This window comes from Micrococcaceae bacterium Sec5.1, from assembly GCA_039636795.1.
In the GTDB taxonomy this organism is placed as follows: Bacteria; Actinomycetota; Actinomycetes; order Actinomycetales; family Micrococcaceae; genus Arthrobacter.
Map to the genome: position 1 here is coordinate 2,942,524 of CP143430.1, position 17,516 is coordinate 2,960,039.

Annotated in this window: 15 protein-coding genes; 14 read left to right on the forward strand and 1 reads right to left on the reverse strand. The window is 59.8% G+C overall.

Annotation, left to right across the window (positions count from 1 at the left end; translation table 11 throughout):
- Positions 1-120: 120 nt before the first annotated feature.
- From VUN82_13365 to VUN82_13415, 11 genes are all read left to right on the forward strand, one after another.
- Positions 121-903, forward strand: a complete 783-nt coding sequence (locus VUN82_13365) for a TetR/AcrR family transcriptional regulator (GenBank protein ID XAS70116.1) — start codon at positions 121-123, stop codon at positions 901-903.
- Complete coding sequence (locus VUN82_13370) at positions 896-1,966, forward strand: acyl-CoA dehydrogenase family protein (protein XAS70117.1); 1,071 nt, start codon at positions 896-898, stop codon at positions 1,964-1,966. The genes VUN82_13365 and VUN82_13370 overlap by 8 nt, the downstream gene beginning before the upstream one ends.
- Entirely contained in the window at positions 1,963-3,108 is a 1,146-nt protein-coding gene (locus VUN82_13375; GenBank protein ID XAS70118.1) for an acyl-CoA dehydrogenase family protein, read from the forward strand. The genes VUN82_13370 and VUN82_13375 overlap by 4 nt, the downstream gene beginning before the upstream one ends.
- A gap of 133 nt (positions 3,109-3,241) precedes the next feature.
- The gene (locus VUN82_13380) at positions 3,242-4,039 is read left to right on the forward strand and encodes an enoyl-CoA hydratase/isomerase family protein (protein XAS70119.1); all 798 of its coding nucleotides are present in this window, start codon (positions 3,242-3,244) and stop codon (positions 4,037-4,039) included.
- A 63-nt stretch (positions 4,040-4,102) separates the two neighbouring features.
- Positions 4,103-5,305, forward strand: coding sequence for a CaiB/BaiF CoA-transferase family protein (locus tag VUN82_13385; protein ID XAS70120.1), 1,203 nt, complete (start codon positions 4,103-4,105; stop codon positions 5,303-5,305).
- A 167-nt stretch (positions 5,306-5,472) separates the two neighbouring features.
- Positions 5,473-6,198, forward strand: coding sequence for a nitroreductase (locus VUN82_13390; protein XAS70121.1), 726 nt, complete (start codon positions 5,473-5,475; stop codon positions 6,196-6,198).
- A 120-nt stretch (positions 6,199-6,318) separates the two neighbouring features.
- On the forward strand, positions 6,319-7,494 hold the full coding sequence (locus VUN82_13395; protein XAS74679.1) for a thiolase family protein: 1,176 nt from the start codon (positions 6,319-6,321) through the stop codon (positions 7,492-7,494).
- Positions 7,494-8,246: an enoyl-CoA hydratase/isomerase family protein gene (locus tag VUN82_13400; protein ID XAS70122.1), complete on the forward strand. Its 753-nt coding sequence runs from the start codon at positions 7,494-7,496 to the stop codon at positions 8,244-8,246. The genes VUN82_13395 and VUN82_13400 overlap by 1 nt, the downstream gene beginning before the upstream one ends.
- Positions 8,247-8,412: 166 nt before the next feature.
- Complete coding sequence (locus tag VUN82_13405; GenBank protein ID XAS70123.1) at positions 8,413-9,186, forward strand: electron transfer flavoprotein subunit beta/FixA family protein; 774 nt, start codon at positions 8,413-8,415, stop codon at positions 9,184-9,186.
- 51 nt (positions 9,187-9,237) lie between these two features.
- On the forward strand, positions 9,238-10,227 hold the full coding sequence (locus tag VUN82_13410; protein XAS70124.1) for an electron transfer flavoprotein subunit alpha/FixB family protein: 990 nt from the start codon (positions 9,238-9,240) through the stop codon (positions 10,225-10,227).
- 110 nt (positions 10,228-10,337) lie between these two features.
- On the forward strand, positions 10,338-11,732 hold the full coding sequence (locus tag VUN82_13415; protein XAS70125.1) for a hypothetical protein: 1,395 nt from the start codon (positions 10,338-10,340) through the stop codon (positions 11,730-11,732).
- A gap of 191 nt (positions 11,733-11,923) precedes the next feature.
- On the opposite strand, the gene VUN82_13420 is transcribed toward VUN82_13415, so the two are convergent.
- Positions 11,924-12,907: an acyl-CoA thioesterase domain-containing protein gene (locus VUN82_13420; GenBank protein XAS70126.1), complete on the reverse strand. Its 984-nt coding sequence runs from the start codon at positions 12,905-12,907 to the stop codon at positions 11,924-11,926.
- Between the two features lie 548 nt (positions 12,908-13,455).
- Here VUN82_13420 and VUN82_13425 point away from each other — a divergent pair.
- The 3 genes from VUN82_13425 (at position 13,456) to VUN82_13435 (ending at position 16,706) form a co-directional block, all read left to right on the forward strand.
- The gene (locus VUN82_13425; GenBank protein XAS74680.1) at positions 13,456-14,124 is read left to right on the forward strand and encodes a citrate/2-methylcitrate synthase; all 669 of its coding nucleotides are present in this window, start codon (positions 13,456-13,458) and stop codon (positions 14,122-14,124) included.
- A 232-nt stretch (positions 14,125-14,356) separates the two neighbouring features.
- Positions 14,357-15,244, forward strand: coding sequence for an SDR family oxidoreductase (locus VUN82_13430; GenBank protein XAS70127.1), 888 nt, complete (start codon positions 14,357-14,359; stop codon positions 15,242-15,244).
- Positions 15,245-15,560: 316 nt separating this feature from the next.
- The gene (locus VUN82_13435; GenBank protein XAS70128.1) at positions 15,561-16,706 is read left to right on the forward strand and encodes a thiolase family protein; all 1,146 of its coding nucleotides are present in this window, start codon (positions 15,561-15,563) and stop codon (positions 16,704-16,706) included.
- The last annotated feature ends 810 nt before the right edge of the window (positions 16,707-17,516 follow it).

Below are 17,516 nucleotides of genomic sequence, written 5' to 3' on the forward strand. Positions count from 1 at the left end.
TGACCCAGCTGCATTCCGGGATCGGCTGCTAGATTCTTCTTTGATTGATAGTCGACAAATAAGTTCTTGATTGCTGACCAGTAAGTTGTTATGCTGCAAGGGCGTTCTAAGGAGTAAGACGTGCGCAAAGGGCAAGAAGTCGAAGAAGCAGCGGGATGGCCTTCACCCAGTTGGACTGTTCAAGAAGAGGCTGAGCTGCGGCGGCAGACTGTCCGGGGAAGCAAACGCGTAGCAAGCAAAGAAACGCAGACCTCGCCGCCGCAACGCCGCACTCAGCAAGAGCGGCGCGAGGAAGCTGAGATGAGGCTTCTTGCGGCAGCGCGGACCCTGCTCTCGCGCAAAGGATGGGTCGGAATGACCTTGGCGGAGGTGGGCCTCACGGCTGGCTACAGCCGGGGACAAGCCGCGCACCACTTCGGCAGCAAAGGTGCGCTGTTGCGTGCCCTGACGCTGCACATCAATCGGTCGTTCGCGCAGGAGATGCAAGATGCGCCAAAGCCTCCTGCCGGCCTGCAGGCGGTTCTCGGCTATGTCCGAGTGTACCTGGGGCGTAGCGATCCGAAGTGGATAAACACCCGAACCCTCCTGTTGCTGCTGGCGGAGTCCTTGCTCGAAGACTCGGAGACGGCCGACGTAGTAGCGGTATATAACCGCGAAATGTTTGCCTGGCTGGAGGACAACCTTCGCATCGGAATTGAGCAGGGCGAGGTGCGCCGCGATATTAATCCAGCGCTCGGAGCTGAGTTCGTTGTGGGCGCGCTGCGTGGCCTTGCATCGCAACGTCTTATACAGGGTTCGCCGGCAGACATACGTGGAATTAAGGATCAGGTAGTGCAATTAGTCGAACACACGTTCGCAGCGCCCTCCGATCGCGAACAGAAGGAAGGAGCAAACGATGGATGATGAAACTCGCGAGATGCTCCATCAAACGGCAGCGAGCATTTTCGCTGAGGGACCCTCTGACTTATGGGAGGTCCTTAAAAGCGTTGGATTTGACAAGGCATTGGTGCCTGAAAGCAAGGGCGGCGTGGGCGTGAGCTGGGCAGTTGCCTGCGAGCTTCTGGCAATCGCAGGCAAGCACGCAGCTGCCGTGCCGATGGCCGAGGCAATGATTGGGCACTGGCTCGTTGATCTTGCAGGTGTTGAAGAGATAGAACTGCCGACCCTCGGCTTTTCGTCGCTCTCGGAACCGGTCCGGCTCACCCGCACCGGCGACGAGTGGCACGTCGGCGGGGCACTTGTACGGGTGCCTTGGGGCAGTGCCTGCACACACATCGTATTCATTAGTGAGGGCCCGGAAGCCCAACTGATCGTAGTTGCCCGCGATGCATCGGGCGTCTCAATTACGCCCGGTCACAATCTCGCAGGGGAGCCGCGCGATGACATCGCCTTCGAAGGCGTAGTGCCGCATGCGGTGGTGCCTGCGCCGTTTGAATCGAATTCGCTGCAGGCGGTAGCTGCAATCACGCGCAGTGCTCTGATGGCAGGCGCCATCGAACGTGCTTTGACCCTGACTGTGGATTACGCCAACATGCGGGTCCAATTCGGCAGGCCGATTGGCAAGTTCCAAGCGGTCCAGCAGAACATTGCCGTACTTGCGACCCAGGCAGCAGCCGCGCGTGCAGCGACCGAAGCCGGGAGTGAGGCGATTGACGACTGGATCGCTGGCGAGAATGAGTCACTCATGCACAGCGTTGCAGTGGCAAGCGCGAAGATCCGCACTGGGGAAGCAGCCGGAGAAGCCGCTGCCATCGCACACCAGGTATTCGGGGCGATCGGCTTCACTGAGGAACACGAATTGCAGCGCTTCACGAAACGACTCTGGTCCTGGCGCGACGAATACGGCAACGAAGCCTTTTGGGCCGAAGTTCTCGGGCAACGCGTTCTGGCCGACGAATCTGGGAAAACCCTCTGGCGCACGCTGACGCCGGCGGGCAGTGCCCTCGAATTAGGAGCGACGCGATGAGTAACCTGTCCTTTCCGCGCCCAAGGCAGTCCGAGGTCGGCGAACGGCTGCGGGCAGAGGTACGCGAGTTCCTCGACGATTTTGATTTTCGGGGCGACCCACACACAGCCAGCGTTTTTGGTGGCTTCGATCCTGAATTTAGCGAAGCGCTTGGCGCGCGGGGATGGATCGGCATGGGCTTTCCACAGCGCTATGGCGGTGGCGGCTACGGCCTCGTTGAACGCTATGTGGTTTTGGAAGAGCTGCTCGCCGCCCGCGCTCCGATCACCGCGCACTCCGTAGCCGACCGACAGAGCGGCCAATTGCTGCTGCGCTTTGGCAATGAGCGTCAGCGTGAGGAAATTTTGCCCCGCATCGCCGCCGGCAAATCTTACTTTTGTATCGGAATGAGCGAGCCGGACTCCGGGTCCGACCTGGCGTCGGTTCGCACTCGTGCGACGAAAGTGGACGGAGGCTGGCTTGTAAGCGGCGCGAAAATCTGGACCACGAATGCACACCGCAGCCACTACATGATCCTGCTCTGCCGCACATCGCCGGCCACCCAGGAACGTCACGCGGGCCTGAGCCAGTTCCTGGTGGACATGAAGACGCCCGGAATCGTGTGCAAGCCGATCGTCAACATCGCCGGAGTGCACGACTTTAATGAAGTGCACTTGCAGAATGCTTTCCTCCCCGACGAGGCGCTTATCGGGGTCGAGGGTGAAGGATGGAAGCAGGTCACCAGTGAGCTGGCGTTCGAACGTAGCGGGCCGGAGCGCTTTCTGTCTCATCTCGGTCTCTTGGAAGAATTCGTACATGTTCTGAAACGGCAACCGTCGGCGGAGGGCGCCAAAGCCCTAGGGCGCCTGGTTGCCCACCTCGCCACCCTGCGCCGGATGTCACGATCTGTGGCGACGATGATCTCCGACGGTCAAGACGCTGCACTGCACGCGGCGCTAGTAAAAGATCTGGGCACCTGCTTCGAACAGGAGATTCCCGAGATCCTGCGGCTCGCTCTGCAGACTGAGCCCGATCCCAACGCCTCTGACGCCTATCGTGCTGCACTGGCTCACGTGGTTTTGAACGCGCCTTCCTCCACAATTCGAGGGGGAACCAAAGAAGTGCTGCGCAGCATCGTCGCGAAGGGGCTCGGACTGCGATGAGCGGGCACGCCATGAACACGCAGGTTCCTGCGTCAAAGAACGTGATGCTCAAACCCACCAAGAACTACCTAAAGAGGGCTTCAATAGAACGCCCGAGGATGCAAAACGTAGCTAATTGAGAAGGGCAAAACGAATGTCTATAGAGCTGTCAACGGAGACGGACGAACTTCATCTGCAGCAGTCCGAGCACGTCTTGTGGCTAAGGCTAAACCGGCCGCAGGCATTGAATGCGCTTACCGCGTCGCTTGTTGATGATCTAACCAAGGTCATTCAGGAGGCTGATGAAGATCCAGATGTGCGGGTTATTGTCCTCACTGGAACTGGTAGGGCTTTCTGTGCCGGCGCGGATTTGAAGGAGAGTGCAAAGCGCAGTACCGAAGAGGGTGCTCGTTTTGTGAAGAAAATTGGTGAACTCACGAACCTCATCGAAGAGTGCACTAAACCTGTGATCGCGGCGATTAATGGTATCGCTATCGCCGGTGGTCTGGAATTGGTGCTGGCGTGCGACGTTGTGATCGCGGCGGAGGCGGCGGTCCTCGGGGACGCCCATTCAAATTACGCTATGTTCCCTGGGGCGGGCGCCACAGTGCGTTTGCCGCGCAAGATCGGCCTTAACAATGCCAAGTATCTGATGTTCACGGGCGATATGCCTAGCGCCCGCGAGTGGCTGGCGATGGGCTTGGTAAGCCAGGTCGTCCCTGGCGAAGGCCTAAATGACGCGGTATCGGCACTGGCCAGCAAGCTTGCCGGTAAAAGCCCGTTCGGTTTGGCAAAAATGAAGCAGGCGCTAAATGACTCTCTGGATCAGCCGGCACAAATCGGACTGCGCTACGAACGGGCGTTGGTAAACCTTTATAGCCACTCTGCCGATCGCGTAGAAGGGCTGGCGGCATTCCGGGAAAAGCGTCCTCCGCAGTTTCAGGGTAGATAGACGGCGGTGCGTCCCGGGCCGAGGCCCCTCACCTGCGTATTCAAGATTTGAGGAATGAGATCTATGGAACAGAACGTCAAAGGACCGTTGTCAGGCATACGAGTGATCGATGTCGGCACCATGGTCGCTGGACCCGTGGCTGCAACTCTGATGGCCGATTTCGGCGCGGAGGTGATCAAGGTTGAGCAACCCGGCAAAGGTGACACTTTGCGTCATATCGGCCCGAGCTTGGGCGACGGTGAGAGCTTGTGGTGGAACGTCGAGGGGCGCAATAAAAAATCGATCACGCTGGACCTACGTCAACCCGAGGGGCAACGGATCCTGAAGGAGCTAGTGAAGACCGCCGATGTCCTGGTGGAGAATTTTCGTCCAGGGACCTTGGAACGATGGAACCTTGCTTGGGAAGACCTAGAACAGGTGAACCCCGGGTTGGTAATGCTCAGCGTCTCCGGGTACGGACAAACTGGCCCATATGCCTCTCGAGCGGGCTATGACCGAATGGGTCTGGCGCTGGGCGGGGTGTTGAACGCGACAGGCTACCCGGATCGGGCTCCCGTGAAGGTTGGCGTTGCCATCGCTGACTACCAGACAGCGGTGCTTGCAGCTTTCGGGACGATGGTGGCCCTGTACAACAGGGACGTTGGCGGTGGTAAGGGCCAGCAGATCGACCTTTCGCTGTATGAAACGGTCTTCCGATTCACTGATGTGATGGTGACCGCGTTCGATAAGTTTGGCGACAGGCGCGAGCGCACAGGGAACCTTCATTTCGCGGCCGCGCCGGGGGACCACTTCGAAACGATCGATGGGCGCCACATCGTCCTGACAGTATCCTCGGACCGCATGTTCCGCCGCCTGTGCGAAGCAATACCGGAGCTGATCGGTGATGATCGGTTCACCACTCACGCGGATCGCATCTCCAACATCGAGGAGATAAATCGACTCGTGGGGGAGTGGATCAAGTCTCGACCCATTCCGGAACTCTGTCAGATCCTCGATGAAAAGGGCCTGGCGTACTCTCTCATTTACTCGATCGAGGACATCGTTGTCGATCCGCAGTATCAAGCGCGGGGCACCATCGCCACCGTCGAGAATCCGCGGTACGGTGCGCTCAAAATGCCAGCACCGCAGCCGAGGCTGAACCGAACGCCAGCGCCTGCGATGCGACCAGCTCCCGAATTGGGATCGCATACGGACGAGGTTCTAAGTGAACTTATTGGTCTCTCGGCCGAGGAGATCGCAGGACTGCGCAAAGCGGGCACCATCTAGGCGCAGGAACGGCACTGCGCTGCAAAAATGTTGGGAAGACTGCAGGTGAAGTTGCAGGGCGGTTCGGCCGGCGCGATGCTACCGCCGTTCTGCCGGAGTCCACCTGATAGCCAATGAAGGCCTTCAGCAAGAACTACCGAAATCGAGACACTGCTAGGAGAAGTGCGTTGATATCATCACGCGTCACGACTGAAGTGCAGGACCCCGCGAGTGTGGAAGCTGCCATCGAGAGCCGCTTCTCGTGCCGGGCATTCCTTCCGGACAAAGCCGTCGCCCGAAGCGACATCCAAGAAATATTACGCGTCGCCAGCCAATCCGCGTCCGGCACGAATACGCAACCGTGGAAGGTGTATGTGCTTCAGGGCGATCAGCGGGATAACCTTGTCCACCAAGTGTGCGCTGTGGACGACGCGGTCTTTTCTGATCCGGGCTTGGCCGAAAAGCACCGCGACAAGGTCGACTTCTACCCGGCTGAATGGGTCTCGCCGTACATCGACCGGCGTCGTCAAAACGGCTGGAGCTTGTATGACCTTCTCGGCATCGGCAGGGGCGAGAAGAACAAGATGCACGCTCAGCTACAGCGTAACTACCGCTTCTTTGATGCCCCCGTGGGGCTGATATTTACGGTCGATAAGGTCATGGGGCGAGGATCGCTCATCGATTACGGCATGTTCCTGCAGAACATCATGCTTATGGCCCGGGCTCGGGGCCTCCACACGTGCCCGCAGGCGGCTTGGAACTACTACGAGTCGACAATTAAGCCGATCATCGGCGCTGGTGCGGACGAAACGCTGGTTTGCGGTATGTCACTTGGCTACGCCGATGAGTCGGCGCCAGTGAACTCACTCGTGACGCCGCGGGAGACCGTGGATAGTTTCACCCAGTGGGTTTGAACTCGAAAGTCAAGTTCCTGATCAGTCGGGAAAATGCGACTTTTCCATCCTGGCAAGGGGCCCTTGGTCTTCACCGCCAAAGTCACACCGGCAATTCATCTTAAGAGCAACGGAGAACGAATCGTGGAGAAAATCATCGTCCTGGACGGTGCACGCACCCCTATTGGCAGCTTCGGAGGCATCTTCAAGGATGTTCCCGGCCATGTGTTGGGGGCGACGGCCAGCAGGGCAGCCCTGGAACGCGCCGATGTTACCGGCGACGACATCGACGAAGTCGTCATGGGTTGCATTGGCCAGGTGGGGGCCGACGCGTATAACGCGCGGCGAGTCGCTGTCACGGCGGGACTGCCAACGGGTGTTCCGGCCTTCAACGTCAACCGGCTGTGCGGTTCCGGCTTGCAGGCAATCTGGTCGGCAGCCATGGAAATGCAGTGGAACCAGCTTGACTTCGCTCTGGCTGGCGGCAACGAGTCCATGACAAGGATGCCGTACTACGACTTCGGCGCGCGCCAAGGCTACCGCCTTGGCGACCGTTCCCTCAGCGATGGCACTCTCATGATGCTTACCGACCCCTTGCACGGCATCCACATGGGAGTCACTGCCGAGAACGTCGCCAGCAAATACAACGTCTCCCGCCGGGAACAGGACGAGTTCGCTGTCGAATCACAACGCCGCGCCGCTACGCCCGAGGCCCAGGCAGCGTTCGCCGAGGAAATCACGCCAGTCAATGTCGCGGGTCGAAAGCCTTTCACAGCTGACAAGGATGAGCACCCCAAGCCTGAGACAAGCATGGAGACCTTGGCGGGATTGCGTCCTGCATTTGCCACTGGTGGGACAGTCACGGCCGGTAATGCATCGGGTATCAACGACGGCGCCGCAGCCGTCGTCCTTGCTCGCGAGTCCGTCGCTGCTCAGCGTGGCCTGAAGGGCTTGGTTAGTCTTGAGGCGGTGGCCACGGCCGCCATGGAACCCGAACTCATGGGGTACGCACCCACGCTGGCTCTGAGGTCCTTGTTCGAGAAGACCGGCACCACCCCGAAGGATATCGATTCGATTGAACTGAACGAGGCATTTGCCTCACAGGCTGTCGCTGTCATCCGGGACGCCGACCTCGATCCGGCCCAGGTCAATCCCTACGGCGGAGCCATTGCCCTAGGGCATCCGGTCGGTGCCACCGGAGCGATCCTGACGCTGCGCCTTGCCAAGGACATGGCACGCCGGGATCTGGAACTCGGAATTGTCACCATGTGCATCGGTGGAGGACAGGCGCTCGCAGCACTCTTCCGGAGGATCTGATGTCAAAGCCCGTAACTTTAACTACGGTCGGCGGCGTCGGACACCTGCAGCTCAACCGCCCGGAGGCGGCCAACACTATAAATATGCCCTTAGCCGTAGCCCTCGGAGAGGCGGTTAGCCGGGTTGCGGAGGACGACGCGATTAAGGCAGTCTTGCTGACCGGCAACGGCAAGCGGTTCTGCGCCGGTGGAGACATTTCTGCGTTCACGGAGTCCCCAGACCAGGGTCGGTTCCTGACTGAATTGGCGGCCACGGTTGATGCGGCTGTGCAGGCTCTCGAATCTCTGGAGAAGCCCGTGGTGGCGGCTGTTCACGGGGCCGTTGCCGGTGGTGGGCTTGGTATCATGCTGGCCGCTGACGTGATCATCGCAGGGGAAGGTACAAGCTTTGTGTTTGCCTACCCCTCCATTGGCCTGACTCCCGACTGTGGCACTTCCGCCAGCTTGCCCCGCGCCATGGGGCTACACCGCGCACTGGCCTTTGCCCTATCCGGCCGGCCTTTGAATGCCAGTCAGGCGCTCGACCAGGGACTTGTTTCAGAGGTGGTCGTCGACCCGATGGACCGAGCGCAAGAGGTGGTCGCAGCTTGGGTTGCCGGGGCTCCGGGTGCGCTCGGCGATGTCCGAAGGCTGTTGCGTCAGGGCCTCGGCCTCTCGCGCGCGGAGGTGGGTGCATGCGAGTCCGTGACTATCGGTGAGCGCATGGCCGCCGACGAGGCTCAGGTCCTCATTCCGGCATTCCTTGGTCGCTGACCGGTCGGCTGTGGCTTTCGTCTTCTGAAGGGCGAAACCGCACCACCTTTGCAATTCTGCACAGGCGGTCCAACAAAATAGTTGTCGAGCAACTAGTATTTTTCGCTAACTCCCCGTAGATTGGGATATGAAAGCGAAAGCGTTAGCCCACCGAGGAGGGTTCTCCATGAAGATAGTTGTGTTGGCGAAGCAGGTTCCGGACACCTGGTCCGATCGTAAAATCGACCTGGAATCCGGAATGCTGGACCGCGGTGCGTCCGAGTCTGTGCCGGACGAGATCAATGAACGGGCCTTGGAGAACGCCCTTCAGCTAAAGGATTCGCGTAAAGATATCGAAATTGTGGTGGTCGCAATGGGGCCGGAGGACGCGGGCAAGAGCATTCGGAAGCTGTTGTCGATGGGCGCTGACTCCGCCGTTTTGGTCTCGGACGAGTCTTTGGCGGGTTCCGACATGGTGCAGACAGCGCGGGTGCTGGCCGCCGCCGTCGAAAAGCTCGGAGGCGTGGATCTGGTCCTCGCCGGCAACGCGGCCACGGACGGTCGGGGTGGAATGGTTCCAGCAATGGTTGCCGAGATCCTCGGGTGGCCTGTACTCCCGGGACTTGATGAGGTCGTCATCGAACCCGACGCCGTCTCGGGCCGGGCGCAGGTGGACGGCGGTGCTCTTCGCTTGTCATCGGCCTTGCCGGCAGTGGTGTCTGTCACGGAGAAGTCCGCCGATGCCCGCTTTCCAAACTTCAAGGGAATTATGGCGGCAAAGAAGAAGCCGCTGGCGAATTGGTCGCTCAGTGATCTAGGAATCGCCGTAACTCCGGAAGTCGCATCGGTGATGGTCTCGGCGTCGGCCCGCCCTGCGAAGCAAGCCGGGCCGAAGGTTGTCGACGACGGCACCGCGGCTGCGCAGCTGGCCGAGTTCCTGGCGGCGAACCGCCTCATCTGAACATGAGCGGACCCTACTGACACAGAAGTTAAACAGCTGAAGGAAAACACCATGCCATATACCGGAAACGTTCTGGTCCTGATCGAGACCAACCGCGAGGGGTCGCCGAAGTCCACTGCCGCTGGCCTGCTTAGGTTGGCTGCCGACCTCGGCAAGCCCGTTGCGGTGGCGGTTACTGCCCCGGGCCGGTCCGGGGACCTAGTCGCTGAATTGGGGACCTTGGGCGCGGCCAATGTGTACCTGACCGAATCGGAGAGTGCCGCCACCGAATTGGGGTCCGCGCTGGTCGGTGCCCTGGCAGACGCCGTACATACGTATGGGGCGGACTTGGTGTTGGTACCGGCGACGAACGATTCCAACGCTGTGGCAGGTCGGCTCGCAATTGTGGCTGGCGGTTCTGTAGCCGCTGACGCGGTCGCGGTTCGCTTCGACGAGGAGAGCCAGGAGCTCATAGCTACCCACTCAATTTTCGGCGGCGACTTCACGACCGAGTCGACCGTGGAAGGTGGCCTAATGGTAGTTACAGTGCGTCCGGGCTCCATCGAAGGCGTGGCAGAAGCCGTCGACTCTCCTTCGGTCACGTTTGCACAGATATCAACCACGACGGCGACTGGGGCCACGGTCGATGAGGTCAGCGAGGCTGGGGCGAAGGCAGGCAGGCCGATGTTGAGAGGGGCAAAGAACGTCGTCTCCGGCGGACGCGGTGTTGGTTCGAAGGAGGCGTTCAGCGTGGTGGAGGAACTAGCCGACGTGCTGGGTGCCGCTGTGGGTGCCTCGCGTGCCGCCGTTGATGCCGGGTACGTGCCGCAGTCCTACCAGGTGGGTCAAACTGGCGTTACGGTGACCCCCCAACTCTATGTGGCGCTGGGAATCTCAGGGGCCATCCAGCACCGGGCTGGCATGCAGACTTCCAAAACGATCGTTGCCATCAACAAGGACGAGGATGCTCCGATTTTCGACGTCGCGGATTTCGGCATCGTCGGGGATGTGTTCACAGTGGTCCCACAGCTGATCGAAGAGATCAACAACCGACGCAGCTGACCCCGGTGCCGGGCAGTCCGCTACCCAGTGAGGACCATGAGCAATGGTCTGACGGAGGCCTTCCGGCCATTTGAACCCGAAGTTGATACCCATGCAAAGGACCGAGATCTATGACTAGCGAGCGAGACCCCAGCCAGGCACCCACACGGCGTCACATGGCAGGATACACGCCGCTAGCGCCCGAGCGCACCGATGCCGGGCCCATGTCTGCAGAGCGCGTACAGACGCATGTGCAGCAGCAGCCGGGCGATTCGTCGGTTACAGAGAAGGCCATGACGATGTCGCCGACCATCGATGACGTCACTGCGATGATCGATAAGACGGCGCCTCAGGGAATCGACCTGTCAGCGGAGCGGGAACGCGAGCAAGCCAAGCCCGCTGCTGAGCACGCTCCTCCACGCAAGCGCCGGATGGGCGCTGTCCCGTCGGCTGCCGGAGAGCAGGAGGTCGCGCGTCCATCGACTGATTCTGCAGTAGGGAGCGGTTCTGGTTCCGCACAGGCGGGTTTGGTCGCACCAGCGGCCAAAATGACCTCTTCGGCTAGTCTCCTCGGCACAAAGGGGGCGGCAGAGGACGGCCCCATAAGTAAGTCGAGGGTGACTGGCCCGGCATGGCGGAAACCCGCCGTAGTTACCGCTGTGTTGTTGGTTCTGGGCCTGCTGATGGTGGTTGGCGCGCGTTGGCTACGTACGCTTGAGGGTGTACAGCAGTTCGTTATGTCTTACAGTGGGCACGCCTGGCAGCCCGAAGGTGCGCCGGTCGGAATCCCGGCATGGCTAGGCTGGCAACACTTTCTCAATATGTTCTTCATCGTGTTGATTGTCCGCACCGGCCTTCAGGTCCGTACGGAGCGTAAGCCTCCCGGCTACTGGACGGCGGAGAAGAACTCGTTCTTCTCCCCGAAGGGCAACAGCCCGAAAAAGGTATCACTGTCCCAATGGCTGCACCAGACTCTGGATGTGCTCTGGGTGGCGAACGGGATAATCTTCGTCGCTCTGCTATTTGTCAGCGGGCACTGGACACGGATCGTACCGATGAGTTGGGACATCTTCCCAAACATGCTCTCAGCAGCACTCCAGTATGCCTCGCTGGACTGGCCGGCCGAAAACGGCTGGGTGCACTACAACGCACTGCAGGTGATGGCGTACTTCCTCACGGTGTTCATCGCCGCTCCGTTGGCGGTTCTGACAGGCGTCCGGATGTCGACTTGGTGGCCCGAACGTGCTCGACGCCTCACGATGATATTTCCGGTGGAATGGGCGCGGGCATTGCACTTTCCGGTGATGCTCTACTTCGTTGCGTTTACGGTGGTGCATGTATTCCTGGTGTTCTTCACCGGAGCCTTACAGAACCTAAACCACATGTACGGCTCCCGGGACGTGGTGGACTGGTGGGGCCTTGTCATCTTCCTGATCTCGCTATTGGTCATCGCCGCAGCCTGGTTCCTGACCAAACCGTTGTTCACCACACCCATCGCAAACCGTATGGGCAAGGTCACCAAATAGTCCAACGAACTCCAGCCCGATGGAGTGAAGCATGGGTAGGAATCACCGCTGATCCCTGCGTGACCTACAGGAACAAACCCAATAACAGGCCGCCGAAAGACCATTTCCGGTTGGGACCTCCCGTTCGGAAGACGCCCGGTGCGCTGACGTCGAGAGTTGCCGGCACTGTTCGCCTGGTCACTCTAGGTCGGTCAGCGGGCCGGACGGAAGAGTGCGTGGGCTTGTGCGACTGGCTTGGTTTCGAAGGCCTTGTCAAGGTTCTCTCGCCGAGCAGTTTCTGAGCCACGTGATGCCGGGTTCCGTGGAGTTGTACGGATGCTGAACAGTTCCACGTCCACGCTGCACAGGGAGCGGCCTGCATGTCGGATTCGTGCGCGTGTAGCAATCGGTCCAGTGGACGGGCGCAGAAACACCATCCGAAGGGACTGGAGATCGAAGTGATCAGGAGCCGGAGTGGCCGCATGGGCACCGAGTCCCGCCATCATGGTCATGGCCCCTCCGTGAACGGTCCCATTGCGATTCATAAACTCATCGACCGCAGGGAAATCCGGTCCCCGAAGGAAACCTTCGGTATTCGCCGGCTTCCCGCCCGCAGGGCTCGAGGCCGGACTACGCATGCCAAGCAGCCTGTCCAACGTGACGTCGGATTCGGGTCCCAAGGGCAGCGCGCCCATACGGTTGAAATGGTCAAGTGCCCCGGCAGGGGTGGGTCCGACTGTTTGAAACCAGCCAACGGCATGTACGTGCTCCCTACCGTCCGGCCCACGGAGACTACCAAAGGACACGCCTCCCCTCGGATCCACGAAGCCGCTTCTGGTCCAAGCCTCCAGTACTGTGCCGTCAGCAGGTAGCGGGGCCAGGAAGTTCAGTTGCAGCTCCGTCGTGACCATCCAAGTAAGGTCCGGGGCGGCGGCGCGGATAGAAGTTGCGAGAGTTTGGTCCAACAGGGAGGCGGCCGTCAACCCCGTTGGGCGCCCCTCATGGTCCAGGCACCAAACTCCAGTGACCATGGAACCGGTGCATTCGGGTACGGTGCCGTCAACGGCGCCATGCAGCCGGGTTCGCATGAGCCGCTCGACGCGCCCCGACGTGGGCGCCACAGCACCGCGGGAAGCTGCGGTGCGGGGGTCGGCGGGCGGGGAGGACTTGTGCATGCCCGGAGTTGAAGGAGCCATTCCACGAACATATCGCAGTCTTCGCTATGGCTGAATCCGTTTAGCAATCTATGAGCCCTCAGTGTCCGGCTGGTCTCTGCCGCAAAACCTCCCAGTCGAACTTGGTCCGCCGGCCCGGTAAACACTTGATTGTTGATCAGTAAGTGATATCCTGCTTGCATAGTACCGCCCTCAGCTAGTCGGAACACTGGCAAGCGAGACGATTAGGCCACGGGGTTGCGACTAGCTCGCCGGCTCCGAGGGTCGGCAATCTAGGTTGCAAGGGCGGCCTAGAGGAACTGCCACGGTACTCACGAGACTCGCATCGCGGATCTGGTACCTCGCTGCATTGGCGGTTGGGCGCAATATGAGAAACCAGCGTGCAGGACCGGAGCATTTCGGTGCGCAAGCTACCGAACTACAGGTAAAACTAGAACTGAGGACATCAAGTGACCACACGTGATACCAATGCTTGGGAAACTGACATAGGGGAAGTCGAGAAGGACGATGTAATTATTCGGGGACACCGCCTGAGTCAATTGATCGGGAATACTTCATATTCTGAGATGATGTACCTGGTTCTTACCGGGAACCGTGCAACACCTGGTCAAGCTCGCGTTCTCGATGCTCTACTCGTCTCGGTGATGGAACACGGAATATCGCCGTCGAGTACGATCACCAGAATGCTCGCCTCATACGGGGTTCCCATTCAAGTAGGGATTGCAGCCGGAGTAACCACCTTCGGGGACATCCAGGGTGGCGCTGGACAACAGCTGGCATTGAAGTTGCAGTCGGTTGTTCATCGACTAGCCGAAGATGGCGAGGTCACTGACGAATCGCTGCAGCGGGCCGCCAAGGAGATTGTGGCTGACAGCAGGGCAAGGCGTGCCCCTCTTGAGGGGTTTGGTCATCCGCAACACGGTGCGGATCCGCGCTTTCCTATTCTGATGGGTATCGCCAAGGAAGAAGGGGTCTTCTCCCATCACTCGACATTGCTGGCCCACCTGGAACACGAGCTGAGTCAAGCGGTTGGGCGCAAGATTCCAGCGAACGTTGATGGCGCGATTGCAGCCCTCATTCTTGATCTCGGGTTCACCTGGGAGACGACGCGAATCTTCCTGGTCGCACCGCGGTCTGTCGGCCTGGCAGCCCACTACTTGGAGGAGGTTGCACAAGGAAACACCTGGCGGCACGTACCTGCCGACCAGGTAAATTACACTGGCCCAAACCCATCGTAATTGGTAATCCAACGGTGATGACAATGTTCGAGTAGCAGTATTGGCGTTGCCGCTGCGGTCATCGTGTAGTTCTCACAATCAACTTATGTGAAGTTTTGCTTTCTGAGTTCCCACATGTTCAGTTGAGCGACGACACAACTGCATCGGAATTTCAGTGCATCTCAGCGTGGCTCGAGACAATCTCGCTCGAGCATCAGTATTAAAGAACGATCGAATGGATGGGAGCAGGCTTATGGGTGTTCTGGATGGAAGAGTGGCGATTGTGACTGGCGCCGGACGCGGTCTCGGCCGCGAGCACGCCCTGCTGCTTGCGGCCGAGGGTGCGCGTGTGGTTGTAAACGACGTTGGGGGAGCGAGCCCGGACAATGGTCCGGCGCATGACGTGGTTGCCGAAATCATATCCGCGGGCGGGCAGGCCGTGGCTAATACTGACAGCGTCAGTGATTGGCATGGCGCGCAGCGGCTGGTCGAAAGCGCCATCCGCGAATTCGGAGACCTCCATGTGGTGGTAAACAACGCGGGCATCATGAGGGATCGGACGTTGATCAACATGACCGAGGAGGAGTTTGACTCGGTGGTGGACGTCAATCTAAAGGGTACTTTCGCTGTCAGCAGGCACGCGGCTGCGTATTGGCGTAACCAATCAAAATTGGGGTTGGCCGCAGACCGGGCGATTATCAATACCTCCTCGGCCGCGGGTCTACAGCCTGGGGCAGGCCAGACGAACTACGCCGCAGCGAAGGCAGGGATCGCTGCCATGACGCAGGTCGCTTCAAAAGAGCTCAAGAGGTATGGCGTACGGGTCAACTGTATTGCGCCGGCTGCGCGGACCCACTTGACTCTGTCTACGCCGGGGCTCAGTGAACGGGTTGCGGAGCCCGAATCCGAGACGGAGTTTGACAGCTGGCACCCCGGAAATATCTCGCCGCTGGTCGCGTTCCTGGCGGCCGAGCGCTGCGCCCTCTCCGGCCATATGTTCCGTGTGGTGGGTGATCTGATCGGAGTCTACGAAGGATGGCGGGTCGTAGAGACATTCGAGAATGGTAGCCGCTGGAGTGTGCCGCAGATCGAGCAGGCACTTGTCGGCGTCGCAGTCGAGCCCGTCGCCCAAGAAGCCTGAGCGTAACACGTCCTTCCATTGCCGAACGGGAGAGGCTCCGTGCCCGAATTCGCCTGCGCACACAGGTGCTTGCGTCCTCGCACTGATGAGGGGACAGCTGCGTTTCGTCGCGGTGGAAAACTGCTGACCGAGACGTTGGCAAGAGTCGCCTGATTCGGAAATCGAAACTAAACACTTGATTGCCAACCAGTAAGTGTTATACTAGCCAAAGGCTACTTGAGCAAACAACCCGCACTGGAGCGGAGCCTTTTCGTTTTTGTTGAGAGAGTGAATTGGAGTAACTATGACCGACCGCGTAGCGATCGCTGGAATTGGAATGACTTCTTTTGGGAAGTTTCTTGATCGATCGGTGAAGAGTCTCTCCGAGGAAGCTGTGAGAATAGCGCTGGAGGATGCCGGAATCGATGCGGACAAAGTAGACCGCGTCTACTTCGGCAACTCGGCGTCTGGAGTCATCACCGGGCAGGAGATGATTCGAGGCCAAGCCGCGCTCAGGAACACGGGCCTCATGGGCAAGCCCATAATCAATGTGGAAAACGCTTGCGCTACGGGCAGCACAGCGTTCCATCTGGCGTGGCAGACAGTGGCCAGTGGCCAGGCAGATGTTGTGCTGGCAGTGGGAGCGGAGAAGCTGAGCCATGCAGACAAGACCGTCTCCATCGCAGCGTTCGGAGGTGCGGTAGACAAGGAAGAGGAACTGCCCTCGCATGTTGGCTCCGGCAGCGGCTCCATTTTTATGGACATTTACGCAGAACGTACTCGCAGGTACATGGACGACACGGGAACGACGCCGGCCGATTTTGCTCGAATAACCGTCAAGAGTCGCCACGCTGCGTCGCTCAACCCCTTCGCGCAGTTTCGTCAAGAGACGACGGTCGAGGAAGTGCTGGCAAGCCGGATGATCAGTGAACCGCTGACGCTTCCTATGTGCTCTGCAATCGGCGATGGGGCAGCAGCGGTGGTCCTGTGTTCGGCTCGTGTGGCGTCCAAGCTCTCAAGGTTCAGGCCTGTTTGGGTAGCCAGTTCGGCGCTTGTTTCGGGCTCAGCAGATCCGACGAAGCCGAACGCTTCGTCTCGGGCTGCGAAGGTGGCTTACGAGGCAGCTTCGATTGGTCCCGAGGACGTCCATGTGGCAGAGGTTCACGACGCATCGGCCCCTGGCGAGCTAATCAATTACGAAGTCATGCAGTTCTGTGCGCCGGGGGGTGCTGCGGAACTGTTGCGCAGTGGTGCGACGGACCTTGGCGGAAGGATTTCCGTCAATCCGAGCGGTGGTTTGCTCAGCAGGGGCCACCCCATTGGCGCTACCGGAACCGCTCAGATATTCGAACTGGTCCATCAGTTGCGTGGAGAAGCGGGTGCACGGCAACGGGAGTCGGCAAAGGTCGCCGTAGCACAGAACTCTGGGGGGCAGGTTGGCGGAGATTCTGCTGCAGCGGTGGTCTCAATCCTCGTATCGTAGGCATCTTTCGCTGCCAGCATGATGAGGATCCTGGCGCCTTGGTCTAAGGCTGGGAGACCCGACGACTTGTCGTCACAAGGGGATGCGGCGGTGTCCGCATCCCCTTTGTGGTCTTGCATGCGACGACAAGGGTTCTCCGTCTCCTCTCGGGGCAGCGTTCGTCGAGTAAGGCGCATTGCTAAGACATTGCACCTGCTGGCTCTGATCGACCCGACGGATGCGACCATTTGGGGACTCCTCGCCTGAAAGCTGACTGGACTCCAGTGCCAGCCACCGCCGGGCCGCAGCGCAGGTGGAGGAATACAGTCTCCCATCCCGCCGCCCAGGCAGCAGTGGTCGCTTGCGCGCGGTCCGAACGCTATATGTTCACTTCCTGACACGATTTCGGAAAGCAAGCCTGGCCGCTTTGGTGTGCAATGCCGAGAAGCTCGCGCCGTCGTAACGCCGGATTCTGGGACAGGCACGGAAGGAGCCGGCGACGGTTCAACTGACCGAATCAGCCGCGTTCTCGCTGGTATCTACGCCCAGCCATAGACTCCAGGGGACCGGGGGAGAGTGATTCTCCGTTCGGCCTGATGGAAACGGGATAGGACTCCACCGACGAGGCTGGCCGTGTTGGTGGCTAGAACCACTTCGTTGTGGTCCACTATGCACGTGTTTGGTGGCAAAGGCCGGAGGAACGCGTCGAATTCAGTCTGGAGCCGGCTGACGGGAACCTCGACGGCAGCAACGCCTACCATCTTGCCCGGCTTAGGAAAACGTCAGTGCCTTGTAGATGATGCTGCAATGCAGTCGGACACGGCGCGTGAG

Coding starts and splice junctions, on each gene's coding strand:
- VUN82_13370 (XAS70117.1), top strand. CDS start 896: ATGGATGATGAAACTCGCGAGATGCTCCATCAAACGGCAGCGAGCATT.
- VUN82_13375 (XAS70118.1), top strand. CDS start 1,963: ATGAGTAACCTGTCCTTTCCGCGCCCAAGGCAGTCCGAGGTCGGCGAA.
- VUN82_13380 (XAS70119.1), top strand. CDS start 3,242: ATGTCTATAGAGCTGTCAACGGAGACGGACGAACTTCATCTGCAGCAG.
- VUN82_13385 (XAS70120.1), top strand. CDS start 4,103: ATGGAACAGAACGTCAAAGGACCGTTGTCAGGCATACGAGTGATCGAT.
- VUN82_13400 (XAS70122.1), top strand. CDS start 7,494: ATGTCAAAGCCCGTAACTTTAACTACGGTCGGCGGCGTCGGACACCTG.
- VUN82_13405 (XAS70123.1), top strand. CDS start 8,413: ATGAAGATAGTTGTGTTGGCGAAGCAGGTTCCGGACACCTGGTCCGAT.
- VUN82_13410 (XAS70124.1), top strand. CDS start 9,238: ATGCCATATACCGGAAACGTTCTGGTCCTGATCGAGACCAACCGCGAG.
- VUN82_13415 (XAS70125.1), top strand. CDS start 10,338: ATGACTAGCGAGCGAGACCCCAGCCAGGCACCCACACGGCGTCACATG.
- VUN82_13420 (XAS70126.1), bottom strand. CDS start 12,907: ATGGCTCCTTCAACTCCGGGCATGCACAAGTCCTCCCCGCCCGCCGAC.
- VUN82_13425 (XAS74680.1), top strand. CDS start 13,456: ATGTACCTGGTTCTTACCGGGAACCGTGCAACACCTGGTCAAGCTCGC.
- VUN82_13430 (XAS70127.1), top strand. CDS start 14,357: ATGGGTGTTCTGGATGGAAGAGTGGCGATTGTGACTGGCGCCGGACGC.
- VUN82_13435 (XAS70128.1), top strand. CDS start 15,561: ATGACTTCTTTTGGGAAGTTTCTTGATCGATCGGTGAAGAGTCTCTCC.